The organism is Macrococcus carouselicus (assembly GCF_004359515.1).
GTDB classification, from domain to species: Bacteria; Bacillota; Bacilli; order Staphylococcales; family Staphylococcaceae; genus Macrococcus; species Macrococcus carouselicus.
This window is the reverse complement of the sequence record NZ_SCWD01000001.1, coordinates 127,610-148,753: the sequence shown is the minus strand read 5'-3', so window position 1 is coordinate 148,753 and position 21,144 is coordinate 127,610. Positions and strand designations below refer to the sequence as shown.

At 45.9% G+C, this 21,144-nt stretch carries 24 protein-coding genes, 1 other RNA gene, 1 pseudogene and 1 riboswitch; of the genes and pseudogenes, 3 read left to right on the top strand and 23 right to left on the bottom strand.

Features of this window, described 5'->3' with window-relative positions:
- Positions 1-60: 60 nt before the first annotated feature.
- A complete protein-coding gene (locus ERX40_RS00800) occupies positions 61-324 on the top strand; it encodes a DUF3055 domain-containing protein (RefSeq protein ID WP_133416598.1) in 264 nt (87 codons plus the stop codon).
- Positions 325-347: 23 nt separating this feature from the next.
- On the opposite strand, the gene ERX40_RS00795 is transcribed toward ERX40_RS00800, so the two are convergent.
- From ERX40_RS00795 to ERX40_RS00775, 5 genes are all read right to left on the bottom strand, one after another.
- The gene (locus tag ERX40_RS00795; protein ID WP_133416597.1) at positions 348-779 is read right to left on the bottom strand and encodes a YutD family protein; all 432 of its coding nucleotides are present in this window, start codon (positions 777-779) and stop codon (positions 348-350) included.
- Positions 779-1,684 (bottom strand): lipoyl synthase, encoded by a 906-nt coding sequence (gene lipA, locus ERX40_RS00790; protein WP_133416596.1) that lies wholly within the window; start codon positions 1,682-1,684, stop codon positions 779-781. The genes ERX40_RS00795 and lipA overlap by 1 nt, the downstream gene beginning before the upstream one ends.
- 61 nt (positions 1,685-1,745) lie before the next feature.
- On the bottom strand, positions 1,746-3,059 hold the full coding sequence (locus ERX40_RS00785; protein ID WP_133416595.1) for a bifunctional metallophosphatase/5'-nucleotidase: 1,314 nt from the start codon (positions 3,057-3,059) through the stop codon (positions 1,746-1,748).
- Positions 3,060-3,070: 11 nt separating this feature from the next.
- Positions 3,071-3,889, bottom strand: a complete 819-nt coding sequence (locus ERX40_RS00780; RefSeq protein WP_133416594.1) for a sulfite exporter TauE/SafE family protein — start codon at positions 3,887-3,889, stop codon at positions 3,071-3,073.
- A gap of 10 nt (positions 3,890-3,899) precedes the next feature.
- On the bottom strand, positions 3,900-4,748 hold the full coding sequence (locus ERX40_RS00775; protein WP_133416593.1) for a DUF72 domain-containing protein: 849 nt from the start codon (positions 4,746-4,748) through the stop codon (positions 3,900-3,902).
- A gap of 90 nt (positions 4,749-4,838) precedes the next feature.
- Here ERX40_RS00775 and ERX40_RS00770 point away from each other — a divergent pair.
- Positions 4,839-4,925, top strand: a pseudogene (locus ERX40_RS00770) (ABC transporter permease); the annotation flags it as partial.
- Between the two features lie 66 nt (positions 4,926-4,991).
- Here ERX40_RS00770 and ERX40_RS00765 read toward each other — a convergent pair.
- The 13 genes from ERX40_RS00765 to ERX40_RS00705 form a co-directional block, all read right to left on the bottom strand.
- Positions 4,992-5,918, bottom strand: a complete 927-nt coding sequence (locus ERX40_RS00765; RefSeq protein ID WP_133416592.1) for a magnesium transporter CorA family protein — start codon at positions 5,916-5,918, stop codon at positions 4,992-4,994.
- 126 nt (positions 5,919-6,044) lie between these two features.
- Entirely contained in the window at positions 6,045-7,442 is a 1,398-nt protein-coding gene (gene sufB / locus ERX40_RS00760; protein ID WP_133416591.1) for a Fe-S cluster assembly protein SufB, read from the bottom strand.
- 12 nt (positions 7,443-7,454) lie between these two features.
- A complete protein-coding gene (gene sufU / locus ERX40_RS00755) occupies positions 7,455-7,889 on the bottom strand; it encodes a Fe-S cluster assembly sulfur transfer protein SufU (protein WP_133416590.1) in 435 nt (144 codons plus the stop codon).
- Complete coding sequence (locus ERX40_RS00750) at positions 7,879-9,114, bottom strand: cysteine desulfurase (RefSeq protein WP_133416589.1); 1,236 nt, start codon at positions 9,112-9,114, stop codon at positions 7,879-7,881. Before ERX40_RS00750 ends, sufU begins: the two co-directional genes overlap by 11 nt.
- A gap of 18 nt (positions 9,115-9,132) precedes the next feature.
- Positions 9,133-10,428 carry a Fe-S cluster assembly protein SufD gene (gene sufD, locus ERX40_RS00745; protein WP_133416588.1) on the bottom strand — a complete coding sequence of 432 codons (1,296 nt, stop codon included), beginning with the start codon at positions 10,426-10,428 and terminating at the stop codon, positions 9,133-9,135.
- 22 nt (positions 10,429-10,450) lie between these two features.
- Positions 10,451-11,224, bottom strand: a complete 774-nt coding sequence (sufC, locus tag ERX40_RS00740) for a Fe-S cluster assembly ATPase SufC (protein WP_133416587.1) — start codon at positions 11,222-11,224, stop codon at positions 10,451-10,453.
- A gap of 263 nt (positions 11,225-11,487) precedes the next feature.
- Positions 11,488-12,309: a MetQ/NlpA family ABC transporter substrate-binding protein gene (locus tag ERX40_RS00735; RefSeq protein ID WP_133416586.1), complete on the bottom strand. Its 822-nt coding sequence runs from the start codon at positions 12,307-12,309 to the stop codon at positions 11,488-11,490.
- A gap of 25 nt (positions 12,310-12,334) precedes the next feature.
- Positions 12,335-13,030: a methionine ABC transporter permease gene (locus ERX40_RS00730; RefSeq protein ID WP_133416585.1), complete on the bottom strand. Its 696-nt coding sequence runs from the start codon at positions 13,028-13,030 to the stop codon at positions 12,335-12,337.
- Positions 13,023-14,048: a methionine ABC transporter ATP-binding protein gene (locus ERX40_RS00725; protein WP_133416584.1), complete on the bottom strand. Its 1,026-nt coding sequence runs from the start codon at positions 14,046-14,048 to the stop codon at positions 13,023-13,025. The genes ERX40_RS00730 and ERX40_RS00725 overlap by 8 nt, the downstream gene beginning before the upstream one ends.
- Before the next feature lie 73 nt (positions 14,049-14,121).
- Positions 14,122-14,222, bottom strand: a riboswitch (SAM riboswitch).
- A gap of 27 nt (positions 14,223-14,249) precedes the next feature.
- Complete coding sequence (locus ERX40_RS00720) at positions 14,250-14,564, bottom strand: thioredoxin family protein (RefSeq protein ID WP_133416583.1); 315 nt, start codon at positions 14,562-14,564, stop codon at positions 14,250-14,252.
- A complete protein-coding gene (locus ERX40_RS00715; RefSeq protein WP_133417567.1) occupies positions 14,518-14,901 on the bottom strand; it encodes a toprim domain-containing protein in 384 nt (127 codons plus the stop codon). The genes ERX40_RS00720 and ERX40_RS00715 overlap by 47 nt, the downstream gene beginning before the upstream one ends.
- A 71-nt stretch (positions 14,902-14,972) precedes the next feature.
- Complete coding sequence (gene gcvH, locus ERX40_RS00710) at positions 14,973-15,353, bottom strand: glycine cleavage system protein GcvH (RefSeq protein ID WP_133416582.1); 381 nt, start codon at positions 15,351-15,353, stop codon at positions 14,973-14,975.
- 66 nt (positions 15,354-15,419) lie between these two features.
- On the bottom strand, positions 15,420-15,773 hold the full coding sequence (locus ERX40_RS00705) for an arsenate reductase family protein (RefSeq protein WP_133416581.1): 354 nt from the start codon (positions 15,771-15,773) through the stop codon (positions 15,420-15,422).
- A 138-nt stretch (positions 15,774-15,911) separates the two neighbouring features.
- On the opposite strand from ERX40_RS00705, the gene ERX40_RS00700 reads away from it, so the two are divergent.
- The gene (locus ERX40_RS00700; RefSeq protein WP_133416580.1) at positions 15,912-16,235 is read left to right on the top strand and encodes a thioredoxin family protein; all 324 of its coding nucleotides are present in this window, start codon (positions 15,912-15,914) and stop codon (positions 16,233-16,235) included.
- Between the two features lie 47 nt (positions 16,236-16,282).
- On the opposite strand, the gene ERX40_RS00695 is transcribed toward ERX40_RS00700, so the two are convergent.
- The 5 genes from ERX40_RS00695 to rnr all read right to left on the bottom strand — a co-directional run bounded on the left by ERX40_RS00695 (position 16,283) and on the right by rnr (position 21,129).
- On the bottom strand, positions 16,283-16,822 hold the full coding sequence (locus ERX40_RS00695; RefSeq protein WP_133416579.1) for a nitroreductase family protein: 540 nt from the start codon (positions 16,820-16,822) through the stop codon (positions 16,283-16,285).
- A gap of 67 nt (positions 16,823-16,889) precedes the next feature.
- The gene (aroD, locus tag ERX40_RS00690) at positions 16,890-17,615 is read right to left on the bottom strand and encodes a type I 3-dehydroquinate dehydratase (protein ID WP_165980608.1); all 726 of its coding nucleotides are present in this window, start codon (positions 17,613-17,615) and stop codon (positions 16,890-16,892) included.
- Between the two features lie 292 nt (positions 17,616-17,907).
- Positions 17,908-18,266: a transfer-messenger RNA gene (ssrA, locus tag ERX40_RS00685) on the bottom strand.
- An 86-nt stretch (positions 18,267-18,352) separates the two neighbouring features.
- On the bottom strand, positions 18,353-18,814 hold the full coding sequence (gene smpB / locus ERX40_RS00680; protein WP_133416577.1) for an SsrA-binding protein SmpB: 462 nt from the start codon (positions 18,812-18,814) through the stop codon (positions 18,353-18,355).
- 11 nt (positions 18,815-18,825) lie between these two features.
- Positions 18,826-21,129 carry a ribonuclease R gene (gene rnr / locus ERX40_RS00675; protein ID WP_133416576.1) on the bottom strand — a complete coding sequence of 768 codons (2,304 nt, stop codon included), beginning with the start codon at positions 21,127-21,129 and terminating at the stop codon, positions 18,826-18,828.
- Positions 21,130-21,144: the final 15 nt, after the last annotated feature.

The window sequence follows — 21,144 nt, the reverse complement described above, 5'->3', positions numbered from 1 at the left end:
AGTTTAACAAATTTTCTTATATGCTTCATTATTGATATACTTGCCGGAGGAGGGATAGACATGATTGATATGTTTTTATATGACGATTCAGAGAAAGCGAATATCCGGTTTGTCAGTTTCCTGGGCGAAATCCGTCACGACCTGACACTCATCCAGACAGACCGCCACTACGGCAAGACCATCGTGCTCAATACACAGTCCAATAAGTTCGGCATCATCGGCAGGGATGACCTTGAGGAAGAAGGTTATATCGCTCATGTGCTCGGCATCAGTGACGCGGAGGCAGATGAAGTCATCGAATTCCTGAATGATGTCATCGCATAAAAAAAGTAACTGCCAGCAGGCAGTTACTTTAAAAAATGTTTGAGTGTTTTAGGTAAAGCATCAGACGATTTCTGTTCTTCTACATGCTCGACTTCAGCGCTATCAGTTTCAGCAGATGCCTGCTTATCCGGAATCACTTCAACGTCCGCATTTTCTGCGGAGCGTCTGACGACTTCATGCGCTGTCAGTCGGCTCAGCACAAAATAGGGACAACCGAAATTGCAGTACTCCATCAGATAATCCTGAATACTTGAAAATCTACGGCTGACATCAGCCTTTTTATTTTTGTCCTCATAGAAACCTTTCAGACGAAGCTGATCGTAGCCGATATCACCGACGATAACCGGATACTTATCGAGCACTTCTGAATAGCGGGCTTCAAACTGCTCCTGATCAAAAGCATTTTTATAATCAACCATTACTTCAAAGTAATGATCTCCAGTCTTGACGACCATTATGCTTCTCCGAGCGCCTGACGTTGTTTTGCGGCTTCATTCACCTGTTCATCTGCATGGTAGGAACTCCGTACCATTGGCCCGGCCTGACAGTGTTTGAAGCCTTTATCCATCGCGATTTTACGAAGTTTGCCGAATTCAAGTGGTGTATAGTATTTCTGTACTTTGATATGCTTACGTGACGGCTGCAGGTACTGACCGATTGTCATGATATCAACATCGTTCGCACGGAGATCATCCATTACTTCCAGGATTTCGTCCCATGTTTCGCCGAGACCGACCATCAGACTTGATTTAGTCGGAATATCCGGCTGCAGCTCCTTAGAACGGCGGAGCACTTCTAGTGAGCGGTCATATGTTGCACGCGCACGAACTCTTGGTGTCAGACGGCGGACCGTTTCGATATTATGGTTCAGGATATCCGGGCGTGCATTCATCAGACGTTCCCAGTTGTCAAAGCTGCCGCCCATATCTGATGGCAGTACTTCGATTGTTGTATAGGGATTGCGCTCGCGCACTTTGCGGATTGTCTCTGCATAGACTTCAGAACCGCCGTCCTTTAAATCATCACGCGCAACGGCTGTGATGACGACGTGTTTCAGGTTCATCAGTTCCACGGACTCAGCCACGCGTTCCGGCTCCTGTAAGTCCAGTTCGTTCGGCAGCCCGGTCTTGACCGCGCAGAAACGGCATGCACGTGTACAGACTGCGCCGAGAATCATGAATGTCGCCGTACGACGCTCGCCCCAGCACTCATGAATATTAGGGCATCTTGCTTCCTCACAGACTGTATGCAGGTTCTTCTCACGCATCATCTTCTTGAGTCCTGTATAGTTCTGGTTGGTGTTAAGCTTTATTTTTAACCATTCTGGTTTTCTTAGAATTTCTTCATTTTTTGTCACCACAATACATCCCTCCGATATCCATTAATTATAACTGAAAATATTGTAAAATAAAATGGCAGTTCTATGAAAAGCGCCGATTTAAAGCAACCTGCATCACGTCGCGCAGAAATTCCGGCATAAAGTACTCTTTCTGTGTCTGGACAAACTGCGGGAAGAAGCGTCCGAATGTATACATATCAAGTGTCGCAAGCGTATAAGTCTCGTGGTCCTGAATCACTCTGTCACCGACAAAGAACTTACGCTCTGACTGAATATAACCGATATGATCCAGCACGTACATGCCGAATATATCGCCGCGGAAACCGAAGCCTTTGACAATTTCGTCGCGGTATTCGTGCTTCGCACTCATCGCGATGACTTCTTTCAGTTCTCGCCCAGATAAGGTGATTTTCACGGGATTGATCGGATGGGGCAGCATCTTATGCAGATCATACCTCGTGAGATAGTCACCCGTATAACTCTGAACAATCAGCCCTGAATTGATCAGTGCACAGTCTGCCTCCAGTTCGATTCTCAGCTCACGCGCTAACAGTGCTGTCGTATAGGATGCACTGTATAATCTTCTCGGCAGATTGACCGGCTGATTGTAGACCATTTCACTCAGACTGAGACGCCCCTGCTCATAGTAGCTGTCCTCACTGTCTGTCAGCTCATCTGTATCAATCAGACGGGCCTCCTTATGGCGGAGTCCTGTTTCGTCGAAATCCAGTCTGATCTCACCGATATACTGACCATAGCGCCCGGCAGCACCAATCAGCACGCCGTTCACCCGTTCACCTTGGTCAAAATGATGATGCGTATGTGCACCGAGAATGACATCAATGCCCGGAATCTCCTCAGCGATACGGCGGTCAGCGAACACACCGAGATGACTGAGTATAATCACGACATCACACTCACCTCTGATAATCTCCACCTGCTGTCTGATGGCAGCTATCGGCTCTGTGACCTGCCAGCCGAGCGCCTTGTAGAACGGCGTGAATTCGGCTGTCGCACCTACAAAGCCCAGCTTGATGCCGTTGAATTCATCGATGACATGCAGTTTGATATGTCTCGGCAGCTCACCCTTCAGATCAAACAGATTGCAGCATGTCACCTGAAAATCCGCTCCATCGTATAATGTATTCAGATCATCATGCGTCAGTGTGATTCCTTCGTTATTGCCGAGTGTCGCCACTTTCACCTCCGCTTCGTTCAAAAGTGCGACATTCCCTTTTCCTAGGGTCCCTTCCGTATAAGGATGGCTTCTGTCCACGTGGTCACCGAGGTCCACGTAGTAACTATTGGTCGGGCGGTCCTTTAAGTAGCGTATGATTTTATTGAACGTCGACAGATGACTATGTATGTCATTCGTGTGATACAGTTTAATCTCCATAACTTACCCCCTTAAGTCAGACTTCTGATGAGCAGATAGACGCCGAGTGCCAGCATGATCAGTCTGAGCATCAATACAACTGTCTCAGATTTGGCGCGCTTGTTGATCTGTACACCAAGCGAAGCACCGATATAGCTGGAAATAACCAGGATGATAGCATACGGCCAGAGGACGTTGTCCTGGACAATATGACTCGTGGCTCCTGACAGACTGGAGAAGAAGATCATCAGCATACTCGTGCCGACAGCAATATGCGGCGGGAAACGGAAGACGATGATCATCAGTGGTGTCATCAGAGCGCCGCCTCCGATGCCGAAGAGCCCTGTCAGACAGCCGACGAAGAACGTTGCGATGATTGCCGGTACAGGTGCAATGCTGTAATGATATGTCTCACCTTTTGAGTCCGTGAAGCTGCGCATATGCTGCGGATTCTGAAACAGCTTGACCGGCTTGATCTTATCTCTGTACATCAGCACAATGCTCATCAGAATCAGCAGTAAGCCGAAGTATAGATTAAAGCTCTTAAGCGTGAGGAAATTGCTGAGATAGGCACCTGCCAGAGCCCCCGGTACAATACCGACAGTAAAGAGAAGCGCTGACTTCACATCCACCTGCTTCGCTTTTATGTATCCGGTAGAGGCGGACAACCCGGTCGCAATTAGTATAACAGTAGATGTGCCGATCGCTTTCTGCGGTGTGATACCCGTCAGCAGTCCCGAAGCACCCAGAAAGATCAGGGCAGGCACGATGATAATCCCGCCGCCAAGACCCACTAACGAACCAAGGATGGCTGAACAGACACCCAGGAGAATCAGTATGAATATAGACATGATGACCTCCTTAAAACAGCGTCAGCTGCTTGGCGTTCAGATTATCGTACTCAATTCCTAAAATCTCCTTCATACGCAGTGCATTGCCAGCAGCATGACCGCCGGAGTTATTGTTGAAGATAACGAAGACCTCTTTCGCCTTCTGATCCAGAATCCTGAATTTGACGGCGAGCGCCTGGAGTTCCTGTTCACTGTACTCATAGAGATAACGGACATCACGCCATTCCTGATCCGACATGTCTTTCTTCGTCCAGCCTGCCACATTACGGCCGTGCAGTCTGACGAGCGATATGGGATTCGTCACCCGGTTGACCATCGGAATCGAGCCATGGCCACTCTGCGGTTCGTCGCAGACCGAATGAATCAGCTCGTTATCATGCAGAAAGGTCAGCGTGTTCTCTGTCATAGCCGGTGTGAACCAGCTGTCATGCCGAAATTCTATCGCGACAGGCATCTTGCGCAGGTGCTGCTTGAGGTATAGTATATAATTGATGTTCTGAGTCGTGCAATCAAACCACGGTGGAAACTGGACAAGTACCATCGCCAGCCTGTCCTCCTCGATTAAAGGGCCGACCATCAGATTGAACTGTTCAATCAGCTGCAGTCTTGTATCAGCATACTGATCCACATCAGCATGCCCTGTCAGCGCCTGGTGTATCTTGACGACAAACTTGAAGCGGGACGGCGTCTCGTTGATCCACTTACGGATATTCCGCTCAGGCTGGATTGCGTAATAACTCGCATCCAGCTCGACCGTCGGAAAATGGCTGCCGTATGCAAGTAGTTTATCTTTTTTGTTCGCGAGTTCGGGGTATAATGTATCGTGATCCGACCAGGCGGTTAATCCTATATTTATCATAATCATCACCTAGACCTATCATATCATATGTACCTCACTCTCTTCAGAAAGGAACCTTCTCGGCTTGCATATCATCCCGTTTGAAGCGCCATGATTCCGATCAGCGGGATGATCATCGGTAACTCGATGGTCCTGTCCCTGCTCTTCCTGAACCGCTTCTTAAGTGAGAGGCGCAGTATCTCGGTGAGCCTCAGGGAAAATGAACATAAAAACAGGTCTGAACCTCAACGTTCAGACCTGTTTTCATTTAAAGATATTCTTTTTCACCAGGAACATGTACGTCAGCCCCATTAAGAACAGCGCGACGGATACAGTGCCGGACCAGGTCAGCCCCGGCAGATCGACGTTCATACCGAAGAAACTGAAGACGAGTGTCGGCAATGTCAGGAATACCGTGACGAGCGTCAGGAGCCGCATGATATTGTTCATCTCATTACCGATGAGTGAGGAATAGGATCCGGCGATACTTTCCAGGATTCGTGTGTAGAGTTCAGTCGTACTTAGCGCCTGGGTATTCTCAATCATCAGGTCCTCAAGCAGTTCCTTGTCCTCATCGTACAGTTTGATGGACCGTGAGCGGAAAATACGTTTGATGGTATCACCGTTCGCGGTCAGGGAGGTCAGGAAGTAGACTAAACTCTTCTCAAGCTCCATCAGTTCATAGAGCTGTTTATTGGTAAGAGACGTTCTTAAATTGCTCTCAATACGGAGACGCTCTCTGTTCAGCCGTTTCAGTGTGTTGTTGTACATCGTCGCAACAGTGAACAGGACTTCCAGCAGAAATCTGGACTTCATACGCAGATCAAAGCGCCGGTTCATCAGCTTGTTGAACATCTCATGCTCTCTGGAACAGATGGTGATGATATAGCCTTTACTCAGTATGATACCGATCGGCACGGTGATATACGAGAGTGTCTGCTTGATATTCTCATCAATGATCGGAAAGTCATTGATGATTAACGTGCTGTTCGTGTCCTCATCGTATTCAATACGGGCACTTTCTTCAGGATCCAGCGGGTCTTCCAGGAACTCTATCGGGATATTGAAGAACTCCGCTACTTCTTCCATCTCTTCACGCGATGGCTGCGTCATGTTGATCCAGTTGTTCTGCTGGAACTTATCGGCTTTGATAATCGTACCTTCATCAGAATTGATATATGTATTAATCATCAGATGTCTCCTTTCTTTCTGCCGTCTTTACCCTAAAAATCTTAACGCATATCAGCTGAGAAAGATACCAAAATTTTTTCACAAATAAAAAAGACAAGTCATGGACTCGTCTTTTTTATTTGTGAATTAACCAATTGATCCTTCCATCTCGAACTTGATGAGACGGTTCATTTCAACTGCATATTCCATCGGTAATTCTTTTGTGAATGGTTCGATGAAGCCCATAACAATCATTTCAGTCGCTTCTTCTTCTGAGATACCGCGGCTCATCAGATAGAATAACTGTTCTTCAGATACTTTTGAGACTTTCGCTTCGTGCTCTAAAGAGATATTGTCGTTCATGACTTCATTGTAAGGAATCGTGTCAGATGTTGATGCGTTGTCCATGATGAGTGTATCACATTCAATGTTTGAACGTGCCCCTTCAGCGTTACGGCCGAAGTGAACGATACCGCGGTAAACCACTTTACCGCCTTGTTTAGAGATAGATTTAGAGACAATGGTTGAAGATGTGTTCGGCGCTCTGTGAATCATTTTCGCACCTGCATCCTGAACCTGTCCTTTACCTGCTAAGGCGATTGATAATGTCATACCACGTGCACCTTCACCGAGCAAGTAACATGCCGGATATTTCATCGTCAGTTTGGAGCCGATGTTCCCATCGATCCATTCCATCGTCCCGTTCTCGTAGACGAATGTACGTTTTGTCACCAGGTTATAGACGTTGTTCGCCCAGTTCTGGATTGTTGTATAACGGCAGTAAGCATCTTTCTTGACAATAATCTCAACAACAGCTGAATGCAGTGAGTTCGTTGTATAAACCGGTGCTGTACAGCCTTCTACGTAGTGAACGCTTGCGCCTTCGTCCACGATGATCAGTGTACGTTCGAACTGACCCATGTTCTCTGAGTTGATACGGAAGTAAGCCTGAAGCGGTGTCTCAAGCTTTATATTCTTCGGTACATAGATGAATGAGCCGCCTGACCATACCGCTGAGTTAAGCGCAGCGAACTTGTTGTCTGCCGGCGGAATCACTGAAGCAAAGTGTTCCTTGAAGATGTCCTCGTTCTCACGCAGTGCTGAGTCTGTATCCTTGAAGATAATACCCTGCTCTTCTAAATCTTCCTGCATGTTGTGGTACACAACTTCAGATTCATACTGAGCAGATACACCTGCTAAGTATTTCTGTTCTGCTTCAGGAATGCCCAGTTTATCGAATGTCTGTTTAATCTCCTCAGGGACTTCGTCCCATGAACGCTCTGTATGTTCAGATGGTTTGACGTAGTAAGTGATCTCATCAAAGTTCAGTTCTGATAAGTCGCCACCCCACATCGGCATCGGCATTTTGTAGAACTGTTTTAAAGATTTCAGACGGAAGTCGAGCATCCATTCAGGCTCTTCTTTCATTTTAGAGATTTCACGTACAATTTCTTCAGTCAGACCTCTTTCTGAACGGAAAATGGAAACGTCTTTATCATGGAAACCATATTTATAATCGCCCACTTCTGGTGCTTTTTTAGCCATTTGATTCACTCCTTATTCTTCGTTTTTTGTTCCTTTTTCAAGTGCTTTCCAGGCAAGGGTTGCACATTTAATACGTGCCGGGAATTTCGCCACCCCAGATAACGCCTCGATATCACCCATATCCTCAGTGATTTCATAATCATTGCCGAGCATCATCTGGCTGAATTCGTCACCCATCTTGAGTGCCTCTTCGATTGTATGACCTTTGATGGCTTCAGTCATCATTGAAGCGCTGGACATTGAGATGGAGCAGCCATCACCGTCGAATTTGGCGTCTTTCACGATGTTGTCTTCCACATCAAGTGTCAGTCTGATGCGGTCACCACAGGTCGGGTTGTTCATATCGATTGTCAGTGAACCATCCTCAATCACCCCTTTGTTACGAGGGTTCTTATAGTGGTCCATAATAACAGAGCGATAGAGCTGATCTAAATTATTAAAACTCATAACTGAAAAACTCCTTTGTCTTGTTCAAGCTGTCGACCAGGATGTCTATTTCTTCTTTTGTGTTGTAGATGTAGAAGCTTGCGCGTGCTGTCGATGACTGATTCAGCCATTTCATCAGCGGCTGTGCACAGTGGTGACCCGCACGGATCGCGATTCCGTCTGAATCAAGGGCGGTTGCAAGGTCATGCGGATGCACGCCTTTCAGATTGAAAGTGATCAGCCCGGCACGTTTGTCAGGAGCAGGACCATAGATTTCAAGCCCTTCGATTTGTGACATTTTATCATAAGCATATGAAGTCAGTTCATGTTCATACTGCAGCACTTCGTCAAGCCCGATTGCTTCAAGATAATCAATGGCTGCTGCGAGACCGATTGCTTCTGCAATCAGGGGTGTTCCTGCTTCGAACTTTGTCGGCAGTTCTGTCCACGTTGAATCCTGTAAGCCGACGAAATCAATCATATCACCGCCGTATTCAATCGGTTCCATCTTATTAAGCAGCGCTTTACGACCGTATAAGACACCGATCCCAGTCGGACCGACCATCTTATGGCCACTGAATGCATAAAAGTCAACATCCAGATCCTGTACGTCCACTGTCATATGCGGAACCGCCTGTGCACCGTCCGCCACCATCACAGCACCGTGAGCATGAGCCACGGCTGCGATGGCTTTGATGTCATTGATTGTACCAAGTACGTTTGATACATGCGACACTGAGACGATCTTCGTCTTCTCTGTGATGGTTTCCTCTACATCTTTCATATCAAGGGTGCCGTCCTGCTGGAGCGGAATATATTTAAGAACGGCTTTACGGCGTTTGGCAAGCTGCTGCCACGGTACGAGGTTCGCATGGTGCTCCATTTCAGTGATGACAATCTCGTCGCCTTCCTCAACAACCATGTCTCCGTAACTGTGTGCCACTGTATTGATGGCAGTCGTCGTACCGCGCGTAAAGATGATTTCTTCGAAGTAACGCGCATTGATAAAACGTCTGACCGTTTCACGCGCACCCTCATAACCGTCCGTTGCACGAGTCCCTAAAGTATGGACACCGCGGTGGACGTTTGCATTCTCATGCTCATAGTAGTCATTGATTCGATCGATGACCTGTTTCGGTTTCTGGCTCGTTGCTGAAGAGTCAAGGTAAATAAGCGACTGTCCATTGACCACTTCCTGCAAGATGGGAAAATCCGCTTTTACTTTATTGATATCGAATGGTGCCATTAGATCAGGACCTTTCTCTTATTTAATTGCCACTTTCTGTTCGATTACATCAGTTAACTGACGGCGCACCGCTTCAATCGGTAATTCGTTGACAACTGGTGCCAGGAACCCGTGGATAACGAGACGTTCAGCTTCGCGTTTAGAGATACCACGGCTCATCAGATAGAAGAGCTGCATCGGATCCACACGTCCTGCTGACGCTGCGTGGCCGGCAGTTACATCATCCTCGTCAATCAACAGAATCGGATTCGCATCCCCGCGTGATTTCTCAGATAGCATCAGTACACGTGACTCCTGCTGTGCATCTGCTTTTGTCGCGCCATGCTTGATGTAACCGATACCGTTGAAGATTGAAGAGGCTGCATCTTTCATCACACCGTGTTTCAGGATATGGCCAGCAGAGTTCTTACCATACTGGATGATCTGAGTCGTGAAGTTCAGTTTCTGCTCACCGCGGCCGACAACAACCGTTTTCAGGTTACTTGTTGAGTTGTCACCCATCAAGTATGTTGTATTGTCATTGATTGTATCACCGTCATTCATAAGACCCAGTGACCAGTCAATGGTCGCATCCTGATGCGCAATACCGCGACGGATGACATGACCTGTGAAGCCTTTGGCAAGGAAGTCAACCGTGCCGTATGTGATTTTCGCATTATCGTTGGCGATGACTTCTGAAATCACATTAAGCTGACCGGCAGCCTCATCCACAGTAGATAAGTAGTTCTCAACGTATGTCACTTCTGCACCTGTATCCGCCACAAGAAGTAAGTGGTTGAAGATATTAGCCGCTTTGTCATCATGCAGAACAACCATCTGGACCGGAGACTCAATCGCCACATTTTTAGGTACATAGATGAAAAGTCCCCCGTTCATGAGTGCAGCGTGAAGCGCAGTCAGGCGATGTTCATCGACTTTCACGCCTTCAGTCATGAAGTACTGCTGCACAAGGTCACTGTTCTCAGCCATTGCCGTATGAATATCTTTGACGATAACGCCTTGTTCCACCAGCTTGTCCGACACTTTCAGGAAAGCAGGCGTGTTGTTGTGCTGAACGTATAGGTTCTCAACCGCTTCAACATCAATGACTGACTTCACTTCTTCTGGCAGTTCGTCTGTAGACGCAAAAGTCTGGCCAGCTGCTTCGTGATAGTTCACTTCAAAGTTCCAGCGGTCAAGTCTTGTTTTATCAGGTTTCGGCATATCAATCATATCAAGACGATTGAATGCATCTTCACGGATGGCAGACATCCATGAGGGTTCTTGTTTAGCTTGTGAAAATTGTTTAATTTGATCTAAGTTGATGTCACTCATTACAGTTCCTCCTTAATAAAGACTATTCAGCCGCTTCGTCCTGAATGTTTAATTCTTGTTTGATCCAGTCATAACCTTCAGCTTCAAGACGCTGAGCAAGTTCTTCACCGCCGGATTTAACAACACGGCCCTGCATCATCACGTGAACGTGGTCAGGCGTGATGTAGTTAAGAAGACGCTGGTAGTGAGTGATGATTAAGCAGCCGAAGTTTTCGCCGCGCATTTCGTTGATTCCTTTAGAGACGACTTTAAGTGCATCAATATCAAGGCCTGAGTCGATTTCATCTAAAATAGCGAACTTAGGTTCCAGCATCATTAACTGCAGGATTTCGTTACGTTTTTTCTCACCGCCTGAAAAACCTTCATTCAAGTAACGCGTTGCCATATCCGGATCCATTTCAAGGAAGTCCATCTGTTTGTCCATTTTTTTGATGAACTGCATCAAGTTGATTTCCTGACCTTCCGCGCGGCGAGAGTTGATTGCTGAACGTAAGAAGTCAGCGTTAGTCACGCCTGAGATTTCAGATGGGTACTGCATCGCCAGGAAGAGTCCTGCCTGCGCGCGTTCGTCGACTTCCATCTCAAGAACGTTCTCACCATCAAGTAACACTTCACCTTGAGTGACTTCATATTTAGGATGCCCCATGATTGCTGATGATAAAGTAGATTTACCTGTACCATTTGGTCCCATGATCGCGTGAATTTCGCCTTGTTTAATGGTTAAGTTTACACCTTTTAAAATCTCTTTGCCTTCGATTGAAACGTGTAAATCTTTAATCTCTAATACTGATGCCATGTGTGTTCCCTCCAGATATATTTATCATTTAATTATACTTCTCTAGTTTATAATAACTTTAAAGTAAGGTCAAAGACCTTAAAGTAAACTTCTGAAGCTATTATAACGCAATTGAGAATGATTATGAATACATGTGACTTCTTATTTGTGTTTCTATTGATTTTTCAGGTATGAGAAATGTCGAGTCGGCTGTCCACTTGATGAAGCTATGACCGACAAACGCAAAAAAGGATTTTCTGATATCAGAAAATCCTTTCATATCATTATTTAGCTGGAATCACTGCACCGTCATAGTTCTTCTCGATGAATTTCTGTACCTCTTCTGACTGCAGGGCTTTTACGAGCGCTTTGATTTTAGCGTCATCTTTGTGACCTTCCTGCACCGCGATCAGGTTCGCGTATGGTGAATCTTTATCTTCTAAAGCGATAGAATCTTTAACCGGGTTCAGCTTGTTATCAAGTGCGAAGTTTGAGTTGATGATCACTGCATCACCTTCATCATTGTTGTATGTTTTAGGCAAGAATTCTGCAGCCTGTTTATTGTTGAACTTGATGTTCTTTTTATTTTCAGCGATATCCTTGAATGTTGCTTTAACCGGATCAACGCCCGCTTTCAGTTTAATCAGACCTGCTTCAGTGAAAAATGACAGGAATCGTCCTTCTTCTGCCGGGTTGTTTGAGACGAATACTTCAGCACCCTCAGGTAATTCTTCAAGTGATTTATATTTTTTTGAGTAGACCGCCATCGGTTCGATATGAACATTCCCTGCTGACTGGATTTTGTAGCCTTTTTCTTTCTTCTCAGTGTCTAGGTACGGGGTATGCTGGAAGAAGTTAGCATCCAGCTCTCCATCATTCAGTAGGCGGTTAGGTGTCGTGTAGTCATTGATGATCTTCACGCTGAGTTTATAGCCCTCTTTTTCAAGAATCGGTTTCACCTGTTCCAGTAACTCAGCGTGCGGCGCTGGTGATGCACCGACAGTGATTGTTTTGTCGTCAGATTTTTTGTCCTTTGAGTCAGAACCACATGCTGTCAGGACGACAGCGAATAAAACTGTTAAAGCTAAGATGAATAATTTTTTCATTTTGATTTCTCCTTTTTATGTTTGATTAACGCTTATCCGTGCGTTTCGCAAGATAGTCACCGATAAACTGAATAGCAAAGACGATGAGCAGAATGAAGACGGTTGATACGAGAATGACGTCATTCTGACTGCGGGTGAAACCGACGAGATAGGCAAGGTTACCGAGACCCCCTGCACCGATGACACCAGCGATTGCTGTTGCCCCGACAAGTGAGATCGTCGTCACTGTAATACCTGAAATGAGTGCTGGCATGGACTCTCTTAAGAGCACTTTCCAGATGAGCGTCCACCTGCTTGCACCCATAGCCTCAGCGGCTTCAATGACCCCTTTATCAATTTCTTTCATACCGATTTCAACGAGACGTGCATAGAACGGCGCAGCGCCGATGATAAGTGCGGGGAGCGCCCCTTTCACACCACTAATAGTGCCCATCAGTACATTCGTGAAGGGAATAAGGAGCAGAATCAGGATGATAAAGGGAATCGCTCGGAACAAGTTGACGAAGAATGCCATGATATTATAGAAAATTTTTGCCCCTCGTGACTTACTTCTTGAGGCGAGGAAGAGCGCCGTGCCGATGATCAGTCCAAATATAAAAGTGAAGACAGCTGAAATGATGGTCATATAGAGGGTTTCATAGACCGCCACCCAGACATCCGGCCAGACCACATTCTCAAAGCTGAACATTTCTCTTAAAGTATCCATCAATGTGTTATCCATGTCTTTCTACCTCCACCTGTACGCCGTGCTCGCCTAATTCCTTGAACATGAGATCGGTCTGCACATCAAGCTGTGGTATATGGACAAGCAGATGACCGAATGAACCGTTCTGAGTATGCTTGATGTTACCGGCCAGCACATTCATATCCAGATTATATTTGCGGATCATCTTACTGACGATCGGCTGACCTGTTGTAGAACCGACAAACTTCAGTCTTAGAATTGAACCGGTCGGATAGGCTGCCATAATCTCAGTGATGGAGGCATCGACTTCAGTATCCTTAAGGTCATCTTTGACGAAACGCTGTGTGACTGATGACTGTGGGTTCTCGAAGACCTGCATCACAGGTCCCTGTTCCACGACGCGGCCGTTCTCCATGACAGCGACCTGATGACAGATTTTGCGGATGACCTGCATTTCGTGGGTGATAAGAATGATGGTCAGCTTCAGCTCTTTGTTAATATTGACAAGTAACTCGAGAATCTCATCCGTCGTCTGCGGATCAAGTGCACTTGTCGCTTCGTCACATAGCAAGACAGTCGGACTGTTTGCCAGAGCGCGCGCAATACCAACCCGCTGCTTCTGACCACCTGATAGCTGAGACGGATAGGCATTCTCACGACCCTCAAGACCGACCATGCGAATCAGGTCGTTGACACGGGCTGTACGGTCTGCCTTTGATACCCCGGCAATCTCGAGAGGAAAAGCGATATTATCGAAGACTGTACGTGACCACAGCAGATTGAAGTGCTGGAAGATCATACCGATTTTCTGCCGTTTCTTCCTTAAGTCATTCGGACTGAGAGAAGCGATATGGTCTCCGCCAACTATCACATCACCGGACGTAGGTTTCTCAAGACCATTGAACATACGAATCAGCGTACTTTTACCTGCACCGGAGAATCCGATGACCCCATATATATCACCCTCGTTAATCGTCATATTAACATGATCAACGGCGGTCAGAGTCCCTTTTTTAGTTGCGAACTGTTTGACAACTTGATTTAACGTAATCACTTGATTACATACCTCCTTTAAATGAATAAAGCGTCTTTCCCGGTAAAAGAGAAAGACGCACACGTATATTCGTCTCTCATCTTCTAAAGCATCCGCTTTATGTGAATTGGCACCATGTCATACGACGGTTGCCGGGCTTCATCGGGCACATCCCTCCACCTCTCTTGATAAGAGTTATATTCAATTGTTTTTCATATTAGACTACATAGACTGAATCGTCAACACTTTCCGGATAATTTCATAAATATTCGTCACCGATTCAAACCTGTAGACGATTTCAACCACTTGGCCTTCTCGGATAATCAGCAGGACCGGCACACTCATCAGCTGGTAGGCCTGAGTCAATGCTTCTTCGTAGTTCAGATTAATCTTCATCACTTCAAGGCCTGTCAGACCAGGCAGGATATCCACCATGCGTTCAGCTACCTTACATGTGCCACAAAGCGGTGTGTAGCCGAAGACAATGAAATCACCAGACGGGGCTGAAGGCAAATACTTTCTGATGTTCATCTTCATTATCCAGACCCTTCACTTCAAACTCGTGTTTATTTAACTTCTTGGCCAGGTAATCGACCGGACAGCGACCGACTTCACCGTATGTCGGATCGATGTAGATATGTTTGCTTTCACTGAGATGGCGCTTGAACCAGCTGCGGATCTTCTTACCCGCTTTGTCCGCATCGGTCATGACATACACAGTATGACCTGCCAGTTCATCGAGCAGCGCATCCATCTTGCCGATACCCATCGTACCGTTCGTGCAGATGATATGTACAGGTTCAGATAAAACTTGTTGTAACTTCATCTTGTCAGACTTGCCTTCCACAACTATGACCTTACTGATTACAGACATTTTCATCACCTTTTCATATGCAGTCATAAAAAAATTCCCTGATAAATGTATTATCAAGGAAATTATAGCACTTAAGCGTTAATCATTTCATCATATTGAGCTTGGTCAAGTAACTCATTTACTTCGTCGTCATTTTCAGTTTCTACTTTGATCATCCAGGCATTTTCATATGGAGATTCATTCACGAATTCTGGAGAATCTTCGAGTTCACTGTTCACTTCTACGACTTTACCGCTAAGCGGCGCATATAATTCTGAAACAGTTTTAACTGACTCTACGCTACCGAAGGGCTGACCTGCTGAAATTTCGTCGCCTACTTCTGGAAGTTCAACGAATACGATATCGCCAAGTTCTGATTGTGCGAAGTCTGTGATACCGATTGTTTTTACGTTTCCTTCTGATTTTACCCATTCATGATCTTTAGAATATTTTAAGCCTTCAAGAGTTGCCACAAAAATCCCCTCCTAATAATGATTACCCTCTAATAATGACATAGCAACCGCGCTTATTCAACTTTTTTATAACCAGGTACTGCGATATTCATCTTCCTTAAAACCAAGCGTCAGCTGCTTGCCATTCACAGCAAGCGGTCTTTTGATCAGCATGCCGTCAGAAGCAAGAAGTTCGAACTTCTCTGTCTCTGATAACGTTTCCAGTCTGTCTTTCAATTCAAGCTCGCGGAACTTCACTCCCTGACGGTTAAATAACTGATTGATATCAACACCTGTATCTGCGACAAACTTTTTCAGGGCGTCAGCAGTCGGTGTAAGTTCTACAATATTAATCGGCTCAAAACTGACGCCGTGCTCTGTCAGAAACTGTGCTGCCTTTTTGCAGGTTGAACAATTCGGTAACTGATAAAATTTAAGCATACTCGTCCTCCATAATTGATATAATTCAATAGTACCAATATTTTGACAATACGACAAATAGTTATAAGGTACTCTTCGTTTATTTTTCTCTATATGATGGTATATAATACTTATAAATATAAAAAGAGGAGTATGACTATGAGAACAATAAGTCAATATGCAGAATTTGAGGAAATCATCAATCAGGACGAACAGATTATCGTTAAGTTTTTTGCAGACTGGTGCCCGGACTGCTCACGTATGGACTACTGGATCGATCCGATTGTTGACGAATATCATGATATCACCTGGTATAAAATCAATCGTGATCAAGTACCAGAAGCAGCAACTGAAAATGATGTCATGGGTATTCCAAGTTTACTGATTTTCAGGAATGGTGAGAAACAGGCGCATCTTCATTCAGCAAATGCTAAGACGCCTGAAGAAGTCAAAGCATTCCTTGCAGAACATATCCAGAAATAATTGAAGCCGGCTATGCCGGCTTTTTTATATGGTATCGTTTATCTGCATTAGAACTCACTTATCAGATCAGTATTCTGACGCACTTTTACTTCGGTTTCTGCTGGTAAGGCCGTGAGGTAGACCATGCCATATACCATTTCACCTGCATGAATGTTCAGGCCGTCGTTGAATGCAGGCTCAAAGATAGTCGCGGGTGTTTTGATACAGCTACCGACCCCGCTGCTGAAGAGCGCGAGTGATAAGGTCTGCATATAGCCACCGACTGCCAGAACATCTTCAAAACGCTGCTTCTGTCTGCGGTCAACAGGTCCTGCGATAATAAGAATCCCGCCGAGTCGTTGTACCATTTCAATATAGTTCTGCATTTTAATGACATCATTTTTAAAGTTCACTTCAGCGAACAGACGTCCATAATCAGCAAGACGCTCTTTCTTCACCCAGATGACGCGCCACGGTTCACGCATCCCATGATTAGGTGTATAAGCTGCCAGTTCGATCGCCTCCTGAATGACAGCATCATCTACTTTATAATCCTCTTCAAACTTCTTTATACTTCTTCTATTCTTAACCAGCTCATTAAAGTCCATTAAAATAAACCCTCCCAATTGATAACTATTATCAATTATAGGGAAGGCTTGACGTTTTGTAAAATGTTTATTGATAGATTTCCATCAAGGACTTCAGCTGCTGTACATGAAGTTGACCCGGTGCTGCTTCCTGTCCGATATGGCCATAAGTCAGGTCCGAACCGAATGCGCCACCTGCGAGACGGCTGAGTTTGCCTTGTTCACCCATGGCAATTCCGACGATATGATGATGGGAATCCTGCTTTGTTTCGTAGACTGCCGTCAGGAGCTTCAGCACATCACGGCCGTCTTCCGGCATGACGGCAAGTTTACTGTAATCCACATTCAGTTGCTGCATATGCTGGTAGAGTGCCTTTAATTCTTTTAAGCTCGGCGTATGCTCCATCTCATGATGAGAGACCAGAACCTGTATCCCCTTAGCACGTGCCAGCTGAATCAGTTCATCGCGCAGATCTTCGTAGAGCAGCATCTCAATATCAATGATATCAATGCATTCCTCTTCGATTATCGCTTTATTGAGCTCATAATAGTCATTGGGTTCTTTACTCCCTTGACCACCCTCACCGCGTGTACGATAGGTGAAGATAAGCGGCAGTCTGTTGAACTTCTCTTTCAACGCCTTGATATCCTCTACATAATCAGGCACCTCCTGGCTGTCACATAAGTCAGCTCTGTATTCAATGATATCGATATACAGCTCATTATCCTCTATTTTCTTGTACAGGTCGTCCCACTGATTCTTGGCCGCGGACAGTGTGACTACAATCTTCGGTTTTACATTTACATTTTCCATAACGTTCCCTCCGTCCTCATTATAAATATATACCATTCAAAGACAGGAAGTAAACGGATAAAAGAAGAGTCCGGAACAATGTTCCAGACGCCAGACAATGCTTGCTGATTGACGTCATTTATCGGGTCAACTGAATATTCATTACCTATTCCACCAATCATATGATAAGGGGCTGAGACAGATTGTCCAGCTGATCCATCACCATTTCTTTTGTCGTATACGTCAAGTATATCGTCATTTTTCGTATGGGGTAATATAAAAAACAGCCGCTCGAAATGAGCGGCTGCTGTATGTATGGAGACGGCGGGAGTCGAACCCGCGTCCAAAGATCCTGCAATTGATACTTCTACGTGCGTAGTCGCATTGTTAAGGTTTCATCATTAAGCTGACAATGGACAACCTACTTAATGACTAGCCCGATTGACCTCTTACTGACAGACTCCAGGCGGAAGTGTCAGTCGTATCCTACTTAAGGTTGAACCTCTGCATCAGGCACATAGGCGATGCTTGAGAGAGGTGCAGAGTGCGATTAGGCAGCTACTGCGAAGTTGTTTGTTTTGCCAGTTATTATAACTGTTGTGTTGATACGGAGACAACCCTCCGGCACGCTATACCAACCCAAGTGACCCCTGTCGAATCCGTAACGTCCCCTGGATAAGTAATCATTATTTTTAACTAGCAACATATAATATAACAAATAAGGAACTGCGGTGCAACTGTTCTGCACCGCGGTCCATCTAGTATTTCCCTTTCATCGCACGGTCCATCTCACGTTTGGCTTCCTTCGCTTTTAAGGTATGACGTTTGTCATAGTCCTTCTTACCTTTGGCGAGACCTAAGAGCATCTTGCAGTAGCCATTCTTGATGTAGAGTTTCAGTGGAATAAGGGCATAGCCTTTTTCCCGTGATTCTCCGAAGAGTTTGTCAATCTGCTTGCGTTTAAGCAGAAGTTTACGTGTTCTAAGCGGATCATGGTTGAAACGGTTCCCTTCTTCGTAGGGCGCGATATGCATATTGTAGACATACATCTCATCTTGATAGACACGGGCGTATGAATCACGGAGATTCGCACTGCCGCGTCTGATGGATTTGATTTCTGTTCCTTTCAGCTCAATGCCCGCTTCTATCGTCTCTTCTATCGTATAGTCATGACTCGCCTTTCTGTTCTGTGCGAGTGTTTTACCGTCACCTTTTGGCATTTATCTCACCTCTATTTCTTCTTGCCGCGCCCTGCATTCTTCACCGCTTTTGATTTATAGAACGGTTTTTTATTGTCGCTGCTGCCACGACTATTACTTCTACCTTTGCCGCGTCCTTTACCACGGGGCTTACGGTCGTCCCCGCCATCCTTTTTCTCGGTGCGGATGACAGTACCACGGGATTTACGTTCGACTTGTCGCGGTTCCATGCCGACGATACTGAAGTCAATCATGCGCTCGTCGATATTGACGCTGAGCACCTTGATCTTCACTTTATCGCCGATACGGAAGACCTTGCCGCCACGCTCGCCGATCAGTGCCATCTGGCGCTCGTCGAAGTTGTAGTAATCATCGGTCATATTCGAATTGTGAACCATGCCTTCAATCGTATTCTCAAGCTCGACGAACATACCGAAGTTCGCAACTGATGAAATGATGCCCTCGAATTCCTCTCCGACATGCTGCAGCATATATTCCGCTTTCTTCAGATCATCCGTATCGCGCTCTGCATCAACTGCGCGGCGTTCACGTTTGGATGTATGGTCGCTGATTTCGACCAGCATCTCTTCCCATTTATCTTGCGCCTGTTCATCCATCGATTTCTCAATAAGGTATTTACGGATCAGTCGATGGACAATGAGGTCAGGGTAACGTCGGATCGGTGATGTGAAGTGCGTATAGTATTCAGCGGACAGACCGAAGTGACCGAGAGACTGCTCAGAGTATTTCGCCTGCTGCATGCTGCGAAGCATAAGCGTTGAAATGACCATCTCTTCTGGTTTCCCTTTGATCTCCTTCGCGATAGACTGCAGAGTCTTCGGATGGATGTTCTCTGTTCCCCCGCGCACTAATATACCGAAGTTCGCGATGAACTCGAAGAACCGTTTAATCTTATCAGCTTTCGGTTCCTCGTGGATTCGGTAGATGAACGGGACTTTCATCTTACTGAAGTGTTCTGCGATTGTCTCATTGGCCGCCAGCATGAATGACTCAATGAGACGTTCACCTTTACCGCGTTCACGGATGGCGACATCATAAGGGACACCGTCTTCGTTCACGAGAATTTTTGCTTCCTTGAAGTCGAAGTCGACTTCGCCGCGACGCTTACGCATAGCCACTAAAACGGTATTCAGTGCCTGCGCGTCCTCAATCATCGGCACGATATGCGCATACTTATCGCGAAGTTCCTTATCGCCGTCTAAAATCGCATTGACGTCACGATAGGTCATCCGTTCATCGGAATAGATCACACTGTCATAAATATCATGACGGATGACTTGACCTGACGGATCGATCTCCATCTCACAGCTCATCGTCAGACGGTCTGCATGCGGATTAAGCGAACAGATACCATTTGACAGGCGGTGCGGAATCATCGGAATCACGCGGTCAACCAGGTAGACGCTTGTTCCGCGCTCATAAGCTTCTCTGTCAAGGGCTGAGCCTTCAGTCACATAATGACTGACGTCAGCGATACTGACCGTCAGCACATAGTTTTCACCCTTACGTTCAATGCTGATCGCATCATCCAGGTCCTTCGCATCTGCACCGTCGATCGTGATCGTCAGCTTGTTTCTCAGGTCACGGCGTCCTCTGATCTCAGATTCACTGATTTCATCCGGTACCTGCTCCGCCTCCTTAATGGCATCCGGTGCAAAGTCAATATTGATGCCATGCTGATAGATGATGGACAGAATATCCACGCCCGGGTCGTTCTTATGCCCGAGGATTGCTGTCACATGCCCTTCCGGATTGCTTGTGCCGTCAGGGTAAGCCGTCAGCTCAACCAGTACTTTATGACCTTCCACGGCGCCCAGATTGCGGTTCTTCGGAATGAAGATATCCTGTGTGATACGTTTGTCATCCGGCAGTACAAAGCCGAAATGCTTCGCTTCCGTATAAGTCCCGACCACCTGGGTGATGGCACGTTTCTTGATCTCCTTGATCACGCCTTCCTCGCGGCCGTCACGTCCTTTTGAGACTTTGACGATAACCGTATCACCGTCCATCGCCTGATTGATGGCGTTCGGCGGGATAAAGATATCCTCGATACCTTCAGTAGTGGGTCTTACAAATGCGAATCCTTTTTTGTTCTGACTGACAATCCCTTCAACAAGGTCAGAATCATTCAGGATATAGCGGTCCTCTTTCGTGCGTCTGATCTTAGCCTTCTGCTCCAGTTCAACAAGTTCTTTGACCAGTGCTTTAAACTCATCAGCTGATGTCAGATTCAGTGCCTGTTCAATCTCACTGATTGACAGTGCCTCCTGTTTTCTTGCCTGAAATATATTTAATAAATTATTCGTTAATGTCATAGTCTTCTCCTCTCT